Origin of the sequence: Muricoccus pecuniae (genome assembly GCF_014199205.1) — a bacterium.
Taxonomy (GTDB): domain Bacteria; phylum Pseudomonadota; class Alphaproteobacteria; order Acetobacterales; family Acetobacteraceae; genus Roseomonas; species Roseomonas pecuniae.
In genome coordinates this window covers 69,649-88,817 of the sequence record NZ_JACIJD010000010.1, presented here as the reverse complement: position 1 = coordinate 88,817, position 19,169 = coordinate 69,649, and the positions used below count along the sequence as shown (strand labels likewise).

16 protein-coding genes are annotated in these 19,169 nt (G+C 65.0%); 11 read left to right on the top strand and 5 right to left on the bottom strand.

Annotated elements, in window-relative coordinates:
* Positions 1-778: 778 nt before the first annotated feature.
* Entirely contained in the window at positions 779-1,084 is a 306-nt protein-coding gene (locus FHS87_RS12260) for a helix-turn-helix domain-containing protein (RefSeq protein ID WP_184518540.1), read from the bottom strand.
* Positions 1,085-1,304: 220 nt separating this feature from the next.
* Between FHS87_RS12260 and FHS87_RS12255 the strand changes: the two genes are divergently transcribed.
* The 5 genes from FHS87_RS12255 to FHS87_RS12235 all read left to right on the top strand — a co-directional run bounded on the left by FHS87_RS12255 (position 1,305) and on the right by FHS87_RS12235 (position 4,783).
* Complete coding sequence (locus tag FHS87_RS12255; RefSeq protein WP_184518538.1) at positions 1,305-1,784, top strand: hypothetical protein; 480 nt, start codon at positions 1,305-1,307, stop codon at positions 1,782-1,784.
* The gene (locus FHS87_RS12250) at positions 1,784-3,073 is read left to right on the top strand and encodes a hypothetical protein (RefSeq protein ID WP_184518537.1); all 1,290 of its coding nucleotides are present in this window, start codon (positions 1,784-1,786) and stop codon (positions 3,071-3,073) included. Before FHS87_RS12255 ends, FHS87_RS12250 begins: the two co-directional genes overlap by 1 nt.
* Before the next feature lie 123 nt (positions 3,074-3,196).
* Positions 3,197-3,481, top strand: a complete 285-nt coding sequence (locus FHS87_RS12245; RefSeq protein ID WP_184518535.1) for a hypothetical protein — start codon at positions 3,197-3,199, stop codon at positions 3,479-3,481.
* Positions 3,482-3,632: 151 nt separating this feature from the next.
* Positions 3,633-4,427: an HAD domain-containing protein gene (locus FHS87_RS12240; RefSeq protein WP_184518533.1), complete on the top strand. Its 795-nt coding sequence runs from the start codon at positions 3,633-3,635 to the stop codon at positions 4,425-4,427.
* Entirely contained in the window at positions 4,424-4,783 is a 360-nt protein-coding gene (locus tag FHS87_RS12235; protein WP_184518531.1) for a hypothetical protein, read from the top strand. Before FHS87_RS12240 ends, FHS87_RS12235 begins: the two co-directional genes overlap by 4 nt.
* A 134-nt stretch (positions 4,784-4,917) precedes the next feature.
* Here FHS87_RS12235 and FHS87_RS12230 read toward each other — a convergent pair whose 3' ends face one another.
* Positions 4,918-5,127 (bottom strand): hypothetical protein, encoded by a 210-nt coding sequence (locus FHS87_RS12230; RefSeq protein ID WP_184518529.1) that lies wholly within the window; start codon positions 5,125-5,127, stop codon positions 4,918-4,920.
* Positions 5,128-5,496: 369 nt separating this feature from the next.
* On the opposite strand from FHS87_RS12230, the gene FHS87_RS12225 reads away from it, so the two are divergent.
* From FHS87_RS12225 to FHS87_RS12200, 6 genes are all read left to right on the top strand, one after another.
* Positions 5,497-7,590, top strand: coding sequence for a DUF2235 domain-containing protein (locus FHS87_RS12225; protein WP_184518527.1), 2,094 nt, complete (start codon positions 5,497-5,499; stop codon positions 7,588-7,590).
* Between the two features lie 98 nt (positions 7,591-7,688).
* Positions 7,689-9,419, top strand: coding sequence for a class I SAM-dependent methyltransferase (locus FHS87_RS12220; RefSeq protein WP_184518524.1), 1,731 nt, complete (start codon positions 7,689-7,691; stop codon positions 9,417-9,419).
* A 297-nt stretch (positions 9,420-9,716) separates the two neighbouring features.
* A complete protein-coding gene (locus FHS87_RS12215) occupies positions 9,717-10,166 on the top strand; it encodes a hypothetical protein (RefSeq protein WP_184518521.1) in 450 nt (149 codons plus the stop codon).
* A 1-nt stretch (position 10,167) separates the two neighbouring features.
* Positions 10,168-12,915, top strand: coding sequence for a KGGVGR-motif variant AAA ATPase (locus FHS87_RS12210; protein WP_184518518.1), 2,748 nt, complete (start codon positions 10,168-10,170; stop codon positions 12,913-12,915).
* Positions 12,916-13,535: 620 nt separating this feature from the next.
* Positions 13,536-13,757: a hypothetical protein gene (locus tag FHS87_RS12205; protein WP_184518515.1), complete on the top strand. Its 222-nt coding sequence runs from the start codon at positions 13,536-13,538 to the stop codon at positions 13,755-13,757.
* Positions 13,757-17,101 (top strand): error-prone DNA polymerase, encoded by a 3,345-nt coding sequence (locus FHS87_RS12200; RefSeq protein ID WP_184518512.1) that lies wholly within the window; start codon positions 13,757-13,759, stop codon positions 17,099-17,101. Before FHS87_RS12205 ends, FHS87_RS12200 begins: the two co-directional genes overlap by 1 nt.
* A 155-nt stretch (positions 17,102-17,256) precedes the next feature.
* Here the strand turns inward: FHS87_RS12200 and FHS87_RS12195 are convergent, their stop codons facing one another.
* The 3 genes from FHS87_RS12195 to cueR all read right to left on the bottom strand — a co-directional run bounded on the left by FHS87_RS12195 (position 17,257) and on the right by cueR (position 18,994).
* Positions 17,257-17,793, bottom strand: a complete 537-nt coding sequence (locus FHS87_RS12195; RefSeq protein ID WP_184518510.1) for a hypothetical protein — start codon at positions 17,791-17,793, stop codon at positions 17,257-17,259.
* A gap of 248 nt (positions 17,794-18,041) precedes the next feature.
* A complete protein-coding gene (locus FHS87_RS12190) occupies positions 18,042-18,509 on the bottom strand; it encodes a DUF411 domain-containing protein (RefSeq protein ID WP_184518507.1) in 468 nt (155 codons plus the stop codon).
* Complete coding sequence (gene cueR / locus FHS87_RS12185; protein ID WP_184518504.1) at positions 18,506-18,994, bottom strand: Cu(I)-responsive transcriptional regulator; 489 nt, start codon at positions 18,992-18,994, stop codon at positions 18,506-18,508. Before cueR ends, FHS87_RS12190 begins: the two co-directional genes overlap by 4 nt.
* Between the last annotated feature and the right edge of the window lie 175 nt (positions 18,995-19,169).

The window sequence follows — 19,169 nt, the reverse complement described above, 5'->3', positions numbered from 1 at the left end:
GGGGACGGATAGGCCGCGCACGGAAACGGGGCACCGCCGGGTCATCCGGCGGCGCTTCGTTCCCATCGATCTTTTCGTTAAATCAGAGCCGCATTTTGTCCGGTGTCTGCCTCAAGCTTCAAGGGTACTTAGCTTGTCAGGTGACCTTTTCGGGGTCGGAGGATCAACGGCTTCGGCGCGTGTGAGCCACCGGGTCACTCGTGGCCTGTGCGGTGCTGCGGTTCTCCGGCTCCTCTGCAATACCTTGCTCGTAAAACGCAGCTTCGCTTCCATTGCCTTGTGGTCTTCTCTGGTGAGCAAGACGCCCAAAGTCCCACCTTCGTCGGCGATGAAGCGAATTCTCGGACGGCGGAGAGCGGTTACCCGAGCCTGGAGAGTGTCCATCCTCAGGGAAGCGTCTCCTGTCTCGTATCGACGCAGCGATGTGACTGCGGTGCCTGCCTAGGCGGCGAACTCCCGTTGAAGGAGGTCCACCATCACGCACTGGGCTTCAGTTCTGGGGCGTAGGGCGGCCGGAAGAAGAGGCTGACATTGGCGGGCCGATGAGGTGCTCCGCGATGTGTCAGCCCGCGCCGTCGAGCATGAGGGCGGGGTGGACATGCTGCGGCAGGAGATGACGGCGAAGTGGTAGGGGAAGGCCTGCATCGCGGGGCGCCCACTTAGGTGAGCACGAGCGCCAGGGCTTGATCAGTGCCGTGGCATACAGCGCGATAAATCGTTGCTGCTGATTCTCCTTTATTCTCTCCACTTCGGGCAACTTGAGGCGTTCTTAATCTGATTACGTGCTGCTGTTCTTGGTCGCCGAGATGCCTCGAGCGATCTCCGCTTCGAGCTCGCGATCAACCTCCGTCTCCTTGAGGATCTGAACGCCACCGCGGATGCGTCCGTCGCTACCGGCCAACACCACTCCGCGCCGTTCCAAGGATTTCAGCAGGGTCGCGACGGTTCCGATGCTCGCGCCCGGATCACCCTTCTCAAGCCTCTGAACCGTCCTCTCCGAGACACCCGACGCCTGCGACAACTCCGTCTGGCTCCATCCTGCCAGAACGCGAGCAGCCGCTATGAGACGGCCATAAGGAATCATGGAGGCGCCAAGTGGGTCGAGATCATGCTTGCTATTCTGGCGACCCCGGTGAAGTGAGCCAGCCTGATCGCCAAGTAATCCTTGGGACGACGTATCCGGCGTTCGAGGCGCCAAATATGGCGTCTATCCCGCCATAAAACTTGCTCTTGGAGCATCTGGGCGGTAGAAGCTGCGCCAGAGGGCTAAACGTCGGATGCGACTCGGGGGCAAGGAACCAAGCATGACCCTCCCGGACAACGGCTGGACGTCGAATGCTCGGGTGGACCCCTGGTGCCTCGTCGAACTCGGCGACGGCTCCGAGGCCCTGTTCGGCTTCGCGGTCGAGCACGCCGGGACCGGTGGCCTGTCATGGGTCTTGAGTACGCCGGTCGTCTGGCTCGATGCGGCAGTTGGGCGAGCCGAGACCGCGAGCGGGAGGCGGTACGCGCTGGGCCGCGAGGTCACCGCCGACACCTTGCCGACCATCGAGGCAAGGATTGCGTTCGCCTTCCTGATATCGCCTCACAGCCCGGCTGCCATCCCGCTGCCGCCGGTCTCAACAGACCTGATCACGGCCGCGATGTGGTTGTCGGCGTGCAAGATGGCCCGGCACCTCAGGCTTGAGGCGCCGCCGCTCGAGGACTCGGCCGCGGTCACGCATTTCCTTGAGACCAACATCGAGCAGTACCGATTGCTGCGCGACGGGCGGGGGGCATCCTGATGCGACCGGAACTCGAGCAACTCCTTCGATCGCGGTTTCCAATCCTCTATGAGCATCCCCTTGGGCGCCCCGAAGAGGATTCGACTCCCTTCAAACCCGAGATCGGCGACGGCTGGTTTGCCATTCTCCTGGCGCTCTCTGGCGTGCTCGATCGGCACGTCAGCGCGGCCGGTCTGGACCGCCTCCAGGTAGTGCGGATCCAGTCGCTCCCACGTGGTGGCCTGCATTGCTATGTCATCGGCCAGGACAATTTCGTGCGCGGGGCGGTGAACGCCGCCTTTCACATGAGCCTTGCCGTGAGCTCTCTTTCGGGCAGGCCTGGCAGGCCGATGGTCAACAGTGATGGTGAGACCTTCATCCTCGCTCCCGACGAGGTGGATGGCCATAAGCCTGCTCCGGCCCGCTTCCTCGAACCTTATCGTGCGCCCATCGGCGCGGGCCGCCCGCAAGCGCTCACCCTGCTTGGGCGCCGGTGGAGCTGCCTCGTGAGCAAGGATATTGACGTCCCCGCAGGGTGGGTAGACGTGGCCGACGTCGTCCTCTCGGCCTTCATCGACAAGCCCGAGCAGTTTGACCGCCTTGAGGCGTGGCGTGACGGTGCCGTGGGCCAGCTTGTCGTCGGCTGGGATTCCGTGAGGGGAGCGGCATCGCAGGCTGGCGCCGTCGCCTTCGCGGTCAGCATGGCCGCGCTCGTCGATCCGGTCACGGGCGCCAGTGGACCGGTCGACGACGCGGGGACGCCCGAATGGTGGCGGCGCTCGAACGGCGCCAGCGCCGCGCCGCCTGTCCCTTGGGGAATCTACGACAGTGATGGCGGCTGGCACTCGCGCGAGGATCTGGTCGCGGGACCCACTGAACGGCATCCGTCAATAGGCGCCCTGGTCAGCGCCACCCATGGGGAAATCGGCGGGCTCCAGATCAGCCTGAAGCCCTGCGTTGCCCAGGTGATGCGCCAAATGGCTAGTGAGGGCGGCTCTGACGGATGCGCGGACATGCTTGCCAAGTTCCTCGGGATATCATCCGCCATGCCGAGGCAAGCGATCGTGGACGACCGCAACGGTGACACGCAAGCAGTGGACCGTGGACCTGAAGCCATCAACGCTGAAGCCAACGAAACTATCCGCATGCACGCGTCGGCGGCGCGTGCCCAGCTCACCACAGCAGCGGCAGCCGCCCGCGGCACCGGGCGTGAGGAGGGCTTGCGAGCTGCTTGCTGGGCCGTGAGCGCGGTTTTGGACAGCCTCGGCGCCGAGGCGGCATCTGCCGACCGCTCTACCTCGGACGACTAGCATGGCGATGCGGGTCCGCCGGGTCCGGGTCACCGACATCGGTAAGGAGGCTACCGACCAGCGCGCGGCATTGCCGCCATTCACCTTGGATACAGTCGTGTGGCCGTCAATGCGGAGGCGTGTATGGTCGCCATCAAGCCATGGGTCGGCCCATCAATGATCGTGCGCATGACCGCCGCGGCTCTTGCTGGCCTGGGCGCAGGCGGCGCTGCCATCAAACACGCCATGTCATCGTTTGATGGCACGACGGTCAGCGGCCGGTCCCTTCCGGTTATTCTCCTCTTGTGGGCAGCTGGGGTCGTGACGACGGGCTTCGGCGTCAGCGGCGTCACCTTCTACGGGCTTGGGCTGGCTGAACTCTGGTGGCGAGACGTGCGGCGCCGCCGGGGAGGAAGGGCCCCACTATGAAGCCCGCCTGGTGCAATCCGAGTGAGGCTCCCAGACGCGAACTTGCATGCTCCGCTCTGGGCGCCGTGGACAACTTGGTAAGGCGAGCCCTCTCGGTTCGCTGTCGTGCCTACCTGCCACTGCCGCGCGCTGAAAGCTGGGAGCGGGTGCGATGACTCCGCCTGTCCTCTTCCTCGACATCGACGGCGTGCTGCTCTCCAGCCGCGCTTGGCTCCTGCCCGCCAACCAGGATCTGCAGGCCATGAGTGCGGGCTTGCCGAGGTGGCAGTCGCTGCAGCTGGTCGGACACGAAGTAGTCTTTGATCCCTGCGCTGTCGCTCTGGTCGGCCGCATCTGCGAAGCAACTGGTGCGCAGGTCGTGGTTGCCAGCTTCTGGCGGTACACCGTCGGCCCTGAGCTGACCCGCACCAAGCTCCTGGACCAGGGTTTGCCGGGCGCCCTGCTCCATGAGGATTGGGCTTGCCCCATGGTCCGCCATGGATCACCGGACAAAAACGCTGACATCTCCTACTGGCTCGAGGAGCACGGTATAGCGCATTACGGCACCTGGCTCGTGCTCGATGACGAGAACGTCGTGCCAGGCGCGACCCTGAGGACCGACGGCCTGGACGGGCTCGGGGCACGAGACGCAGCAGCCGCCGTACGGTTCTTCGGCAGCGTCGATGCAAGGCTTGGCGTTGGCCCTCTAACGGAGGACGACATGAAGCAGGTCGTCCAGGCTTTTGGAGGAGATCGGGTCGAGGCATGCCGCTGGCTGGAGGGCGCCGGTGACCGGGAGCCACGGCGCCAACGACCCTCGGCCCTGTTCAGCCAGGGCGAGCGCGAAGAAGCACTACGCCGCCTGACGTCTGCGGCCGCCGATCACGCCGAGCGCAAGCGCGCGAGGGACCACTCCCTTCACGTACTGCTCGGCCGTGACGCGGCGGAGGAGGGAGAGGCTTCATGACGCTCGAAGAAGCGGTGGGGTCCGTCGGAGCGGCGTGCCTGCGTGACTTCGCCAGTGCGGCCGCGAAGGCGTTCCCCGGCCAGATCGAACAAGTCGTGCTCCTCCTGCCAGTGCACCCGGCTTCGGACTTCCCTCATCAGGTCGCGGTCATCCTGCAGTTGGAGCCACGCGTGCAAGAGGATGAGAAAGCCCTCCTCAGAAAGGCGCACGCTGCGTTCGATCGGGCGGCGCTGCCCGTAACCATGGAGGGCCACGCGCTCACGGTGTACGTTGTCCCAAGCTACGCTCAGGATTGGGTGTCCCAGCACTTTCCGGACCGCGCCGTTGCTGTCGAGGTTCCGCAGGGGAACCGCTGAGAGGAGAGTGGCAGAACGCACCTGCGCACGGCGCCGGTTGATGTTGGTGACCATGTGCGCCCACCGCGCTAGCCGAAAGGAGGGCAGCGGCGATCAGCTGCCGCCCCCCCTGTCGGTCTCAGGTCACACCGAGTTCAGTGCTTGAACCCGACCCAGCTCGCAGTCGTGTTCAGCACGTGATTGTAGTCGCCGGACAACGCTTCCTTCATGTAGGTCTCGATCTCCGCTGGCGGAGCACCAGCCTTCTGCAACGCCTTGCGTGCGGCGTTGACGACGCCGAACGCGCTGCTGTCCGTCTTGCTGATCTTCAGGGCGACCTTCGCGTACTTGGGAGTGCCGTTCATGATGTTTCCTATCTCTCAGGTGTGCTCCTACACCGAGGATACCATTTCGTATCGTAAGCCAAAGAAGATCTTCGACGTGAACCTGATTGCGAATGCACTTTCTGCACTTCTCTGTTCGCGTCCTGCCGCACCCGGCAGAGCTGAGTGATGCTGGGCCCGCGGGCCGCAAGGCAAGTCTTGCGCGTCATGCTTCACTGCACGCTGGGCTCTGACATGCATAACCGCAGTCGCGTGGTAGCAAGACGATGATGGTCGAACTGCAGCGCATGACGCCGCCGACCTAACGCTGGTCAGGGTGACACTTGAAACGGTGTTTGCGGGTAGCTGTGAGTATCACTACCGTCAGCCACGGTTTGACGGAGTTAGGTCATGTTCGCTGCCCTGGACCTCGCAAGCCGCGCTGCGATCGGCGCGGGGTTGGTCCTGGCCTCCGCCTGGTTGGCGACGCAGTCCCTCGAGGTCGTCCTGCGCCGCCGGGGCTCGATCTGGCAGATCCCCGCCTCGCGACGGAACCGGCGCGTTTTCGAGGCATACGCGATCGCCGTCGTACTGGCCCTTCTCGCCGCAGCACTCGCCGGTTCGCTCGGCACGATCCTCGGCGTGCCTTTTTGGCTTGGAACGGCCGTAGCCGCAGCCGCGTCACTATTGGCCACGCTGAGGGTAGCGAAGGTGTTCCGGCAGGTGCGGGAGATGGGCGAGGTCTTGACCGCTGGTGGCGTAACGGAGGTGGCCCTGCCCCCCCTACCGGCCGCCCCTCCATCGGATGGCCGCCGCATCGTCATCCTGTGTGATGGGACCCGCAACCGCCCACCGGACGCCGACGACCCTGCCGCAACGAATATCTGGAAGCTCGGGCAGGCGCTGGTCGAGGATGAGACCCAAACGATCTGGTACGATCCGGGCGTCGGCACGGGCACGTCGCGCGCAGCCCGGGCAGGCGCCGCCTTGGAGCGGTGGGCGGGGTGGTTGTGGCTGTCTCCACTGGCAACAGCGCTCGGCATAGCCGGGCGGCTCCGGCAGGCGTGGGAAGGCCTGACCGGCACGGGCATTAGCGAGAATATCCTGGACGGCTACGCCGAGATTGTCCGCCAGTACCGTCCTGGCGACCGCATCTACATCTTTGGCTTCTCCCGCGGTGCCTATACAGCGCGCGCGATCGCCGGGGTGATCCGCACCTGCGGCCTCCTGAAGGCGTCCAACCTTCGCTGCGCGCCTGCCTTGGTGTCGCTCTACTCAGCCCGCCGGGGCCGGATAGGGCACAGCCGCAGCACGGGCGTACCCGTCCAGGACGAGTTCGTTTGGCAAAACGTCCCCATAGAGATGCTGGGCGTGTTCGACACAGTCGCCTCCCTGGGCGCGCCGCTCTGGGGATGGTGGTTCAAGCCCCAGGGATTCGAGAGCCGGGCACTCAACACCAGCCCTATGCCGAACTGCCGCCATGTCTACCACGCGCTCGCCATGGACGAGCGTCGGGCCACCTTCTTTCCAACCCTGTTCTGGAAGGCTGGGGGCACCCGCTCCGGGTGGACGCAGACCCTGGAGCAGGTCTGGTTCCGGGGCGCGCACGCCGACATCGGGGGCGGATACCCGGAGACTGGCCTGTCCGACATCACCCTCGGATGGATGCTCGAGCGGGCCATGAGGCACAACCTGGCTGTCAGGCCCGGTACTCTCGCGGCATTGAAGCCCGATCCGATGGCACGCCTCCACGACGAGACGTCGCGTCGCCCATCCTGGAGCTGGCTAGGCACCTGGCCGCGCTGGGCCCAAGTCCTTGATGGGCCCCCAACCACTGGTGCGGGCATCTCGGTCCACAGGAGTGTCTTCGAGCGAGCCCAAAGGGTTCACGCGAAGACGGGACGCCACGATCTCCATGATCTTCGTCCCGGAGAGACGGTGGCCTTCCGCGCCGAGGCACACCGGCAGTGGGACCGGACGGGACTCATCCTTCGGGGCGATCCCGATCGGCCGATCTACTACCGGCTGCGGTGGGTCGGCGGCCTGTGGCGCGACGCCAGTTGCCCGCCATGCGGACCTGCGGGCAACGTCGCCGGGGAGCGGCCGGGTGACCCACGGTGGCGCGCGCGCTGGCGCAGGCGTGTTCGGGGCGCACCCTGGATGGCCCTTTGCGCCACGATTGCCGGGCCGCGGCGATGGCCGCTTCGTGAACTGCCGCTCGGCTTGGCCTTTGCCTACCTGCTCAAGCGCGACCCCAGGCTCTTGCTGAACCAGTTGGCGCCGGTTGGGCAGAGCCTGACGATGCAAGGAAACAGCGTCCTCATCCGGAGCGAGCGCCCGGCGGGCATGCTCTACCTGTTCGCCAACGACCTCTGGCAGACCTACCTCAACAACTCGGGCGAGCTCGAGCTGGAGCTGACCCGCCTCGATGAGGAACCCGGCCTGGATGGGGCGGTCTGGGTGCTTCCAAAGACTGGCCCTTGGCGCCTTGTGCCGCTTGGCTGAGCTGCCGCGCCCGATTGAGAAGGAAATGCCACCTTTCGGCTGCTCATTGTAACGCTCCCTATGGACCTCGCGGATCCTATCCTTGCTACGGTGCCCGGGTGCAGGCTCCTGTAATCTCCTGGTACGACGCGAATGCTTCCCGGCTGGCGGTTGCCTATGAGGCGGTCCCGCCGACGATCACCCGCGACTGGCTGGCTGACCTGCTGCCAGCACCTCCTGCGGTAATTATCGATGTCGGTGCGGGCACTGGCCGTGACGCGGGCGCCTACGCCGGGGCTGGATACGAGGTCATCGCCATCGAGCCCTCGACCGCGATGCGGGCCGAGGCCGAGGCACGGTACCCTTCGCCGAGGATTCGCTGGCTCACGGACAGCCTGCCCACCCTGACGACGGCGTCCCGCTCGGGTGTCGCGGCCGACGTGGTTTCCTTGAGCGCGGTCTGGCAGCACGTCGCCCCCGCAGATCGGCCACGTGCCTTCCGGAAGCTGGTAGGCCTCCTGAGGTCGGGCGGGCTGCTCGTCATGACCCTGCGCCACGGACCTGACGATGGGCGCGGCGGACACCAAGTCGGTCTCGCCGAGGTCGAGACCCTGGCTCGGAACCACGGCATGCAGATGGTCCGGGCTGTGCCATCTCCCGACCTCCAGGGGCGCCCTAACATCTCCTGGACGGCCGTGGTCCTCCGCCTGCCAGACGACGGGACCGGCGCCCTGCCACTGCTGCGGCACCTCATCCTGCAGGATGCCAAGAGCGCGACCTACAAGCTCGGCCTCCTCAGGGCCCTGTGCCGCGCGGCCGATGGCTCGGCGGGGCTGGCCGAGGACGACGGCGACGACCACATCCGGCTGCCGTTGGGGCTGGTCGCTTTGAACTGGCTCCGGCTCTACCTGCCACTCGTGAAGGCGGGTCTGCCCCAAACGCCAACCAATCACCGCGGGTCCGAAGGCCTGGGCTTCGCGGGGCCGGGCTGGCTGGCGCTCGCAGCCGGTGCCCTGTCGCCGCTCGACTTACGCCCCGGCGCCGTGCTTGGCGAGGCGCCTAACCAGGTACTCCACGAGGCGCTGCGCGAGGCTACGGACCACATCGTCCGAATGCCCGCGAACTACCTGAAATTCCCGGGCGGGGCGCAAATCCTTGAGACGACCCGCGCTCGAGCGAGCCATCGGTCGGGCAGCCTCGTGGTAGACGGCATCTATCTCTCCGCTTTCGGCACCATGCGGGTTCCGCGTCACCTATGGACGGCGATGCAGCGCTTTGCGGTCTGGGTAGAGCCCGCGCTCATCTCCGAATGGATGCGCCTCACGCAGGGTTACGCTGCTACCCAGGGGAGGACGGTCGACACGGGCGCCTTGGCGGCGGCGATGACCTGGTCCGGTCCGGTGCGCGACGTTGCCCTGCCGCGTGCTCGAGCGTTGGCGCTCATGGAAAGCAGGACAGCCGTCCATTGCGTCTGGAGCGGCAAGCGGCTGGCGCCAGACACATTGGATGTCGACCACTGCCTCCCGTGGTCGGCGTGGCCTTGCAGTGATCTCTGGAACCTGATGCCTGCACACCGGCGGGTGAACCAGCACAGCAAGCGCGAGCGGCTGCCTTCCGCCGAGGCTCTCCAGCAGGCGGGAGCGGCAATCGCAGACTGGTGGGCGGCAGCCTACCTGCAACCAGAGGACCAAGTGCTGCCGATCAGGTTTGCCTCCGAGGCGCGCGCCAGCCTGCCTGGACTCTCAGGAGCTGGGGCGGTCCGCGAGCCGGACGTGCGGGTGGCGATGGCGCTCCAGCGGACTAGGCTGCGTCAGGATCAAGGAGTGCCAGAGTGGATGTGGCACTCCTGAAGCACGCGAGAGCGGAAGCCACTCCTCCAGTGTCGCAAAATGCTGCCCGTCCTAAGGACCGCCTGATCAAGGTGGACCGCCCACATTGAACTTCTGGCCTGCGCCCGTTGCGAACATACGCCGGGCCGAACCGGCCCGCTCGGAAGCGGACATCCTGACCCTTGCCCTCGTGTGTAGGTGACCTGAGCATCCGCGTAGCCGACAATGATCTCTCTTGTTGAAGAGATGCTTGTATGTTCAAGCAGGAACGCAGGGCAGCTTTGGATGCGCAGTGAAGTTCAGCTCTAGCGGGGTGGCATGATGCAGGTTCCATCTGATTCGCTTGATATCAAGCGCGCATTCCAGCGGCACCGGTCCAGCTTCCAACTCGCGGAGCTTCCACGCCGCCCAAAGCTGGTTTCGCTGTTTTACGCCGCCGAGTGCGGCTTGAAGTACCTCATTATGATGTCACGGTCCTTGGCCACAACCGCTGACCTGAGAGGCTCCCTCGTTGCCACGCTTGGCCTCCCAAGGGTCGATCTTCATAACATCGAGCAGCTTTGCCTCGCTGCCAACCTTCTGCCCGTGGATGTTGGTCCTGCCCCCGCCTCGTTTCAAATCAACGGCACTGATTTTCCTCCTTACAAAATGCATGAAGCAGCTCGTTATGGTGTGAAAATCCCCGAGTCTTACGTAAGTGGTGTCGAGGGATGGCTCGAGAAAGTCGTAGCAGAGGTCGAGGCGCGACTAGCCGCGCAGGGGATTTAAGATGAGTGAATATTACACCTACCTTGACGTCTTGGATACACTCCGCAGTCCCGAGGCGCATCGCTCCGCTCCAGCGGAGCTGCTTAGGGCCCAACCGCTTCCGTCGCGCCTTTCCCTGTCTCTCAGAAGCCAAGCAGAGATCGAGCCCGTAAAAAGATGGCTTGGGGCGCTATTCGGCCCTCGCTACCTAGAGGACCGTTTCGCGATCGCGCTCGAGTCCACGAGCAACGATTCACCTCGCCTTTTGCCGATAGACATCGAGCGTGTGGAAGACGAGACCGAGTCACAGCCTCGCGTACGACTGCGTCCTACGCTTATTTCTGGCAGTGCAGTGGTCTACAATGCCACCTACGAAGTCGGTACGGTCGAGCAACTTCTCGAATGCCCCCCTGTCCTGACCTTCCACTCCTTCAAAGGAGGGATGGGTCGGACCACTCTCGCCTTGTCCTTGGCGTTGGCGTTGGGTGCTGCCAATCGGCGCGTCCTGTTCATTGATGCTGATTTCGAGGCGCCAGGAGTATCCACCCTTCTGAAGCAAGTGATGCCCAACCCACGCATCGCTTTTGCTGACCTGCTCACCATCGCACACGCTTCTACTGACCCGCAGGCTAACGACGCTATTGAGTTGGTTGCAAGTCGGCTTGGCGATCAGGAAGTAGGTAGCTTGATGATCCTCCCCTGCACGCGTGATCTTGGGCTGCCTAACATCTCGCCGGACAGTCTGACCTTATCGAGTAAAAGGTCTCCTTTTTTCGTCGGCTCTTTGGTGGCGAGGCTTGGTCGGGCAGCAGGGGCAGAGTTGGTAATTGTTGATCTTCGCGCTGGCTTATCGGAGCTGGTCGCTTCCTTGTTCTTGGACCCGCGGCTTCAGCATGCACTGGTAACAACCCTGAACGGTCAAGCTATCGATGGCACAATTATGCTCTTGGAGCGCATGCGGGAGATGGGAGCCAAGTGGCAACTAGCCTCGGGCTCTCAGCTGGATGCTACGCTGCCGACGGTCATCATAAATCAAGTCCCATTTGGTCCTGGTGAAGGCCATGCGGGACACGAGAGCGCGTCGGCAGCGATGAGTATTCTAGAGGAAGAACTTCGGCTCTTTCACGATCAAGCCAATTTTTTTTCCTTGCAGCAGGAAGAGTCACCAAATCCCTTTCAAGAAGCAACCATCACCACCACGACAATCGAAGCCGATCCTACGGCTGCAATCCTGCCGCGCGGTTTGCGAGATGTACAGCGGACGCTGCTTAGGTCCGCTCTGCCTGAGAAAATGCTTGCCGCGTTTGGTTCCATCATCCCTGCAAGTCCGACGCCTGTGCAACCAGTAGATAGCAAAATAACTAGACGCGAAAAGCTGGCTGACTATGCCCGAAAGAGTATTTTTGCCGAAAGTCAGCCTCAGGTGGAAATTTTTCCAACAGCGTCCCTCGTCAACTTGGCTGAACGGCATCAAGCGACACTTCCCGCCGTTGCGGTGGTGGGGGAGAAGGGAGCGGGGAAATCCTATACATTCATGTCATTAGCTCTCTCGAAGACTTGGGGGGCGTTTTCTCAGCGCTTGGGGATAACTGATAGCGCAGGCTCAAGGGTTTCCGCAGCGCTGATTCTTCCAGTCACGCCACCAAAGGACTTGGACAGCGATGCGAAGGTTGCAGAGCGTAGTGTCACGTCCGCGGCCGCCAGAGCAGTGTCTAATCATGAACCGCTCAGCGATCAGTTCATCACGGATGTGATAGAACATCAAATTCGATCGCCTGATGCAAATAGCGCAGTCGGATGGCGCAAATTTTGGCTGGATTTGATTGCTTGGAGGGCTGGTTTTACCCCTCGGACGCGGGGAGCATTCGAAGTGCTTGCAACATCCATGCCCAAAGATACGTCAATAATAGCCATATTCGATGGTATCGAAACCTTGTTCTCGCGTTTGCGAACCAGCGAGGTTGAGCAGGCTGCCGTCGAGGCGCTTCTGAGGCATGTGCCAGACTGGCTTTCGCAACTGCCACGGCGAAACGTCGGATGCGTTATCTTCATTCGCGAGGATCTCGCCCGCTATGCCCTGATCAATAACTTCAAGCAGTTCGAGGACAGATACTCGGCGTACTCACTTCGGTGGAACTGGGCCGAAGCGTCCGCGCTGGCCCTGTGGATCGCTCAGAAGTCAGAAAGCCTGCCTGTGGACAAAGCACCAGAGGAACTGGTGCTATTGGATGAGGAAGCACGCAGTCAGGCACTCGCAGACTTGTGGGGCTGGAAAATGGGGCCAACCACCTCGCGTGAAGCGCGATCGCTGGAGTGGACGATGTCCTCACTATCCGACTTCAACCGGCGGATTAAGGCGCGAGACCTAGTTCGTTTCCTAGCGGAGGCAGCACGCAACTCGAGTCCTGAGGATGCCTACTATGATGATAGGCTGTTGAGCCCTCGCGCCATGCGAGAAGCCATCGGCCCGTGTAGCGCTGAACGCGTGTTCGAGACCGGGGAGGAGAATGCTGACCTCAAGCGGATTTTCCAGAAAGTGCAGGGTCTTACAGGTCGCGAGCGTGAGTTGCCGTGGTCCTATAGCCAAGCGCACAATCTAATTGGTGCGGACGACACTAAAATACTTGAGGACAATGGAGTGCTGTTTAGGAGTGGTGATGAATTCTTTCTGCCCGAGCTTTATCGGAGCGGGCTCAATCTCTATTATGCTGGACGCGCTCGGCGTAAGGTAGTGACCCTGATGAGACAGGCTGCTCGTCGGGTTTCCTAAGACCCAAACATGACGATGACGCTTCCGATTCTCCGCAAGAGCCACTCGGGAGCGAACTGTCCGCTAACGGCCGCTTCCGCTCTTGGCAACTCAGCGGCCAAGTCAGATGTCTAGCTGCGAATGGTTAACGTCTAGGGTATATGGACCTAAAATCGCGATGTCAGAAACCCCGTTTACCCGAGGCTGCGGTGTACCCCGGCGGCACCCTCGCAGGGGCGCACCTTGACAAAGCGGAGCAACCTAAAGGGGCAGTGATGCGACCTGCGCCGTCACAACAAAAATCCACTGCGTATCCAAGGCAGATCCACGTGCTAAGATCCACCAGCGGAGCGCAGCCATATGAGCCGCTCCCCACCGACATCTCGACATCATCATTTACTGCGGCTGATGACAGCGGCGAATCTTTCCATTTATTGTTCTTGATTTGTTCGCGCGCGTCCGACAGCTTCGGCGCATGCGCGAATCGCCTCCATCCCCTGCCAGAATCCCAGCTGAACCCCGGTTCTCTCCGGCCCGGGTGGCTGGATCGTCCGCGCCTGCCGAGGACGACGACACGCCGCTGCGGGATGAGAGGCAACTCGAGTTTCCGGGCCTCTTCCCCACCGGCCAGGGGACACGTCATGGCGGATGAGCCCTCGGGGCCGCCTCTGATTCCTGCCTCTGGCGACGAGGTGGCCGAGGTGCTCGCCTATGCGCTCCGGCACGACGAGCGTGGCAAGCCACGTCGCGGCGCGGCCTGGGAGGTTGCGGCCGCCGTCCTCGCGGAGCAGCTCGCCGCCCAGCTCGACCGCGCCAACCTGATGGTGGTCAAGAAACCGCCTCGCCCGCCCCACAGCACCTGATGCCTACCCAGGTCGACCGGTCTGCGCTGGATCGGCGTGCCGACGCCTCACAGGCCTTCGCGGAGCTCGGGGCCAAGTCCAACTTCTCCTTCCTGGACGGGGCATCGCACCCTTCCGAGCTGGTCGCGACCGCCAAGATGCTGGGCTACTCGGGCATCGGGATCTGCGACACTAACACCCTAGCCGGGGTCGTCCGCGGGCATGTGGCCGCCAAGGAAGCGGGCATCCCCTTCGTGGTAGGGTGCCGCCTCTCCCTTGAGGACGGCGCCGAGTACCTGGTATGGCCAACCTGCCGGGCTTCCTACGGCCGCCTGACCGCGCTGCTGTCCGCCGCACGCCTCACCTCGCCCAAGGACGAAGTCCGGCTCGGCCGCGGCGCCCTGATCGAGGCCGCCGAGGGATGGGCCATGGCCACGGTTCCCCCACCTCGGGCTGACAAGGATTTCGCCGACCGCGTTCGGCGCGACGCCGCCGACCTCCGGCGCCTTGCGCTGCCCCTGATGGTGGCGGGTTCCAGCACCCTCGGCGGCGGTGACGTCCGCAAGCTCGACCTGCTCGCCGACGTCGCCCGCGGCGCCGGTGGGCGGCTCCTGGCCACCGGTGACGTCCGCTACCATGTCGCCGGGCGCCGCCGCCTTGTCGACGTGCTCACCGCCATCCGCACCGGCCGCACCATCGACCAGATCGGCTTCGACGCCGAGCTGAATGCCGAGCGCCGTCCCAAGTCCCTCCAGGAAATCGGCGCCCGCTTCAGGCGTCACCCGGATGCCATCGCCAACACCCTGCGAGTCCTTGAGGCCGCCCGCGGCTTCAACCTCGACCAGCTCCGCTACGAGTACCCGGACGAGGTGCTGGAGCCCGGTCGCACGGCCATAGAGACGCTCAGGGCACGGGTAGACCAAGCCCTGGCTGAGCGCTGGACCATCGTGCCCGAGGAGATCTCAGGCCGGGTTGAGCACGAGCTCGGCCTGATCGACCAACTCGGCTATGCGCCCTACTTCCTGACCGTCCACGAGATCGTCCGCTTCGCCCGCGAGCGGGGCATCCTCTGCCAGGGCCGGGGATCCGCCGCGAACTCGGCGGTCTGCTACGTCCTCGGCGTCACCGCGGTCGACCCCGGCAAGCACGACCTCCTCTTCGAGCGCTTCGTCTCCGCCTCTCGCGGCGAGCCGCCCGACATCGACATCGACTTCGAGCACGAGCGCCGCGAGGAGGTCATCCAGCACATCTACGAGCGCTACGGCCGCGAGCGGGCCGCCATCTGCGGCACGGTCATCCGCTATCGCGGCCGGTCGGCCATCCGCGAGGTCGGCAAGGCCATGGGCCTTTCCGAGGACGTTACCGGCCGCCTTTCCAAGGCGAGCTGGGGGCCGGGCTCGGACAAGGACCTTGCCGAGCTGGCGGCCAGCGAAGGGCTGGACCTCTCCGACCCGCGGCTTGCGATGACCATGGAGCTTGCCCAGGAGATCCAGGACTTCCCTCGGCACACTGCCACCCATGTCGGCGGCTTCGTCATCACCCGCGGACCACTGATCGAGCTGGCGGTGGTTGGCAACGCTGCCATGGACGGCAGGACTGTCCTGGAGTGGGACAAGGACGACATCGACGCCCTCGGCATCCTGAAGGTGGATGTCCTGGCGCTCGGAATGCTGTCCTGCCTCCGGCGGAGCTTTGACCTGCTTCGACGCCACGGCGGGCCGGACCACGACCTGGCCACGCTACCCCGTGAGTGCCCGGAAACCTACGCCATGCTGCGCCGGGCTGACAGCGTCGGCGTCTTCCAGGTGGAGAGCCGGGCGCAGATGAACATGCTGCCCCGTCTCAGGCCGGAGAAGTTCTACGACCTGGTCGTGGAGGTCGCGATCGTCCGCCCTGGTCCGATCGCCGGTGACATGGTGCACCCCTACCTGCGCCGGAAGGCGGGCAAGGAGCCGGTCACCTTCCCATCGCCAGCCCTGGAGCACGGGCCTGCCGACGAGCTGGAGCGGGTGCTGGGCAAGACGCTCGGCGTGCCGCTCTTCCAGGAGCAGGTGATGCGGATCGCCATCGTCGCGGCCAAATTCACGCCGGACGAGGCCGACCAGCTCCGCCGCGCCATGGCGACGTTCAAGATCACCGGCGGCGTGGCGGCCTACCGCGAGCGCCTGGTCGCCGGGATGGTCCGGCGCGGATACCAGCAGGAGTTCGCGGAGCAGGTCTTCGCCCAGATTGAGGGCTTCGGCAGCTACGGCTTCCCCGAGAGCCACGCGGCAAGCTTCGCGCAGCTCGTCTACTCGAGCGCCTGGGTGAAGTGCCACCACCCGGCTGTTTTCACCTGCGCGCTGCTGAACAGCCAGCCGATGGGGTTCTACGCGCCCGCCCAGCTCGTGCGGGACGCGCGGGAGCACGGCGTCGTCGTGCACGAGGTGGACGTCAACCTGTCGGACTGGGACAGCGGCCTGGAACCCGAGGCCGCCAGCCGCGGCGGGCTCGCCATCCGGCTCGGGCTGCGGTTGATCAGCGGGCTGCGGGAGGAGGAGGCCAAGCACCTCCTAAAGGCCCGGCGTTCTAGGAATGGGGCGCCCTTTGCGAGCGTGGGGGACGCCGCCATGCGGGCACAGGTCGGACGCCGCACGCTGGAGGCGCTGGCGGCGGCCAACGCCTTTCGTTCGACCGGGGTCAGCCGGAGGCGGGCTTCATGGGACGCCGGGGTGGCCGCGTCCGGACCACAGAACCTGCCGCTATTCGCCGTAGTGCGGGACACGGCTGAAGCCGCTATGGCCGAGATACCTCTGATGACGGAACCCGAGGCGGCCCTGCCACACCAGCGCGAGGGCGAGCACGTAGTCGAGGACTACCGCTCGACCGGCCTGACCTTAGGGCGCCATCCGCTGGCCTTGCTGCGGCCCGTGCTGGACCGGCTGGGGTTGGATGACACCCGAAGCCTGACCACGCTCCGCCACGGCGCAAGGATTCGGCTGCCCGGCATCGTGCTGATGCGCCAGCGCCCGGGCAGTTCAAAAGGCGTCATCTTCATGACCGTCGAGGACGAGCACGGCGTCGGCAACCTCGTCATCTTCGCCAAGGTGGCTGAGGAGAACCGGCGCGCACTGGTCGGCGCCCGCCTCATCGTGGCCGAGGGCCGCGTCGAGCGCCTTGAAGAGCACGTCGAGGTGGCAGTGAACCACCTCATCGTCGGCAAGCTGGAGGACCGCTCGGACCTTCTCGACGGCCTGTCGCTGGCAGACCAGGGGGGCGAGTGGGCGGAGCGCATCCTGGGACGGGCTGACGAGGTCCGAAGACCGGAGCCGGGAAGCAGGCGCCAGCCGCCGACGAAGCTGCCGCCGAGCAGGAATTTCAGGTAGGATGTCAGTCCGGGTCAGTGACGTCTGGATCTTGCAGCGCACTGCCTGCTCGAAAAACAACCCGAGCCCGGCCCGCTGCTCGTCGACGTAGGACGTCCGACCTCCCGCCCTTGCCTCAATTGCACACCCACCCCGGCCGGGCAAAAGGGTGCTCACTAGGCGGCGGAGCCCATTCGCTCCGTGAGCTCAACCATGATGGCGAGATCCAACTCCGCCGGTTCCTCGTGACCAGGCGGCCGCCCGTGTTCGGGGTCGTCCCCGAACACCCGCGGCTGGTCAAGGCGGGCCCACTCGGTCCTGGCGTCGCCCTCACCGAGGCTGAGGGTCACCGCCTCCTCCGTGAGCGAGAGCAGGAAGACGCGCCCGTCCGGCGCCTGGATTTCGGCCTCGCCGTCCCCAGGGAGGAAAGTGTCCGCCAGGTCGTCGGGCAGTTCTGGTGGTTCCTCGGCCTCGTAGGCGTCAGCCGCGAACCTAGCGTCCCCGACGGAGGCGAACTCGCCGATGGTCAGCGGCGCGACCCGGAGTCCGCCCTCATCGTCAAAGGGGGCGTATCGGAGCTCAGCCCGGCCGCCGGGCCGAAGCTCCGACACCGCCCACACGCCGTGCGGAGCGTTGAGCGTCCACGGGGCGCCCTTGGTCACCGCACGGCGCCACGCTGACCAGGGGCGATTGAATCGTTGCTTGATCAGCAAGCCACAGGTCGCGTGACGGACGTTCGTCGGCCAAGGCCTGCTGGTGAGCCAAAACGGTGTAGAGCTGGATCAACTGCCCCTCTATGGCCGTGGGCAACGGCCCGCGCCCTCCGATGCATGCAGTGCGCTTCTCTGAAGCCAGCAAACTGTTCCTCGTCCCGCCGATGGCGCCGCGTCGCGTAGATTACCCAGGCAGAACGGCCTTGCTTTACCTGGTTCCTGCTGCTGCGGGCTGCCCAACGCCATGCTCAGTGCCGCGCCCAGAGCCGATCGCCACCGGGCCCACCGAACAGGACGACCTCGTAGGGCGTGCCCGGCATGTCCATTCCCGGCGAAGAGGGCGGCATCCCAGGAGCTGCCAGCCCCCTGGCCCGGGGACGCTCAGCCAGCAGGCGGCGCACGTCGGCGGCGGGGACGTGCCCCTCGACCACGTAGCCGCCCACGGTCGCTGTGTGGCAGGAGTGGAGCGCGTCCGGCACGCCGTTGGCCGCCTTGATGGCCTGCAGGTTGGCCACGTCGTGGACGCTTGCCTCGAAGCCCGCCGCGCGCAGGTGACGGACCCAGCCCTCGCAGCAGCCGCAGCTCGGATCCTTCCAGACCTCCACCCGCACAGCCTGTGCCGCCGAGGCCATGCCGACCGGCAGCACCGCCGCGGCCAGCCCGATGCGCAGAACGGATCGCCTGCCCGCCGGGAGCTGAAGGGAATTGTCGCTCATCGCATGGCTCCTTGGATGGCCCGGTGCGCTCCGGCGCCCGGCGCCTCGCGCCTCGTCCCTAACCTCTTGGACCCGTTCGGGGCGGCTTCTGCCTGGCCGCCCCGAGCGATGTCGTCGAGGATCGGGCACTCCGGACGGTGGTCGCCGTGGCAGGCCGCGGCCATGCCCTCCAGCGCCTCGCACATCTGGGTCAGTTCGGCGATCTTGGTCCGGAGTTCGGCCGCGTGCTCGGTCGCGATGCGCTTCACGTCCGCGCTCGCCCGGTCGTCGTCCTGCCAGAGGCCGATCAAAAGCTTGATGCGCTCCAGCGAGAGCCCGAGATCCCGCGCCCGTCGAACGAAGCGCAGCGTGCGGACGTCGGCGTCCGAGTAGACCCGGTAGCCCGCCTCGGTCCGGCCCGCCTGCGCGAGAAGGCCGATACTCTCGTAGTACCGAAGCATCTTCGCCGAGACGCCGGATGCCTTGGCCGCCTGCCCGATGTTCATGGTGAACCTCCGTCCCGGACCGCCCGTGCCTGGACCTGACTGGAACATGGGGCTTCCCACAATGGGAAGGTCAAGCCCAGCGACGGGCCCGCGAATGACCTTGACCTTCCCATGATGGGAAACCCCACCTTCCGGGCCTCGCAACAGCGACCCGCACCATGTGGGCCGCACCAGG

Bases quoted from the DNA above. Each gene is read 5' to 3' on its own strand.
- FHS87_RS12260 (WP_184518540.1), bottom strand. From the start codon at position 1,084: ATGATTCCTTATGGCCGTCTCATAGCGGCTGCTCGCGTTCTGGCAGGA.
- FHS87_RS12255 (WP_184518538.1), top strand. From the start codon at position 1,305: ATGACCCTCCCGGACAACGGCTGGACGTCGAATGCTCGGGTGGACCCC.
- FHS87_RS12250 (WP_184518537.1), top strand. From the start codon at position 1,784: ATGCGACCGGAACTCGAGCAACTCCTTCGATCGCGGTTTCCAATCCTC.
- FHS87_RS12245 (WP_184518535.1), top strand. From the start codon at position 3,197: ATGGTCGCCATCAAGCCATGGGTCGGCCCATCAATGATCGTGCGCATG.
- FHS87_RS12240 (WP_184518533.1), top strand. From the start codon at position 3,633: ATGACTCCGCCTGTCCTCTTCCTCGACATCGACGGCGTGCTGCTCTCC.
- FHS87_RS12235 (WP_184518531.1), top strand. From the start codon at position 4,424: ATGACGCTCGAAGAAGCGGTGGGGTCCGTCGGAGCGGCGTGCCTGCGT.
- FHS87_RS12230 (WP_184518529.1), bottom strand. From the start codon at position 5,127: ATGAACGGCACTCCCAAGTACGCGAAGGTCGCCCTGAAGATCAGCAAG.
- FHS87_RS12225 (WP_184518527.1), top strand. From the start codon at position 5,497: ATGTTCGCTGCCCTGGACCTCGCAAGCCGCGCTGCGATCGGCGCGGGG.
- FHS87_RS12215 (WP_184518521.1), top strand. From the start codon at position 9,717: ATGATGCAGGTTCCATCTGATTCGCTTGATATCAAGCGCGCATTCCAG.
- FHS87_RS12210 (WP_184518518.1), top strand. From the start codon at position 10,168: ATGAGTGAATATTACACCTACCTTGACGTCTTGGATACACTCCGCAGT.
- FHS87_RS12205 (WP_184518515.1), top strand. From the start codon at position 13,536: ATGGCGGATGAGCCCTCGGGGCCGCCTCTGATTCCTGCCTCTGGCGAC.
- FHS87_RS12200 (WP_184518512.1), top strand. From the start codon at position 13,757: ATGCCTACCCAGGTCGACCGGTCTGCGCTGGATCGGCGTGCCGACGCC.
- FHS87_RS12190 (WP_184518507.1), bottom strand. From the start codon at position 18,509: ATGAGCGACAATTCCCTTCAGCTCCCGGCGGGCAGGCGATCCGTTCTG.
- cueR (WP_184518504.1), bottom strand. From the start codon at position 18,994: ATGAACATCGGGCAGGCGGCCAAGGCATCCGGCGTCTCGGCGAAGATG.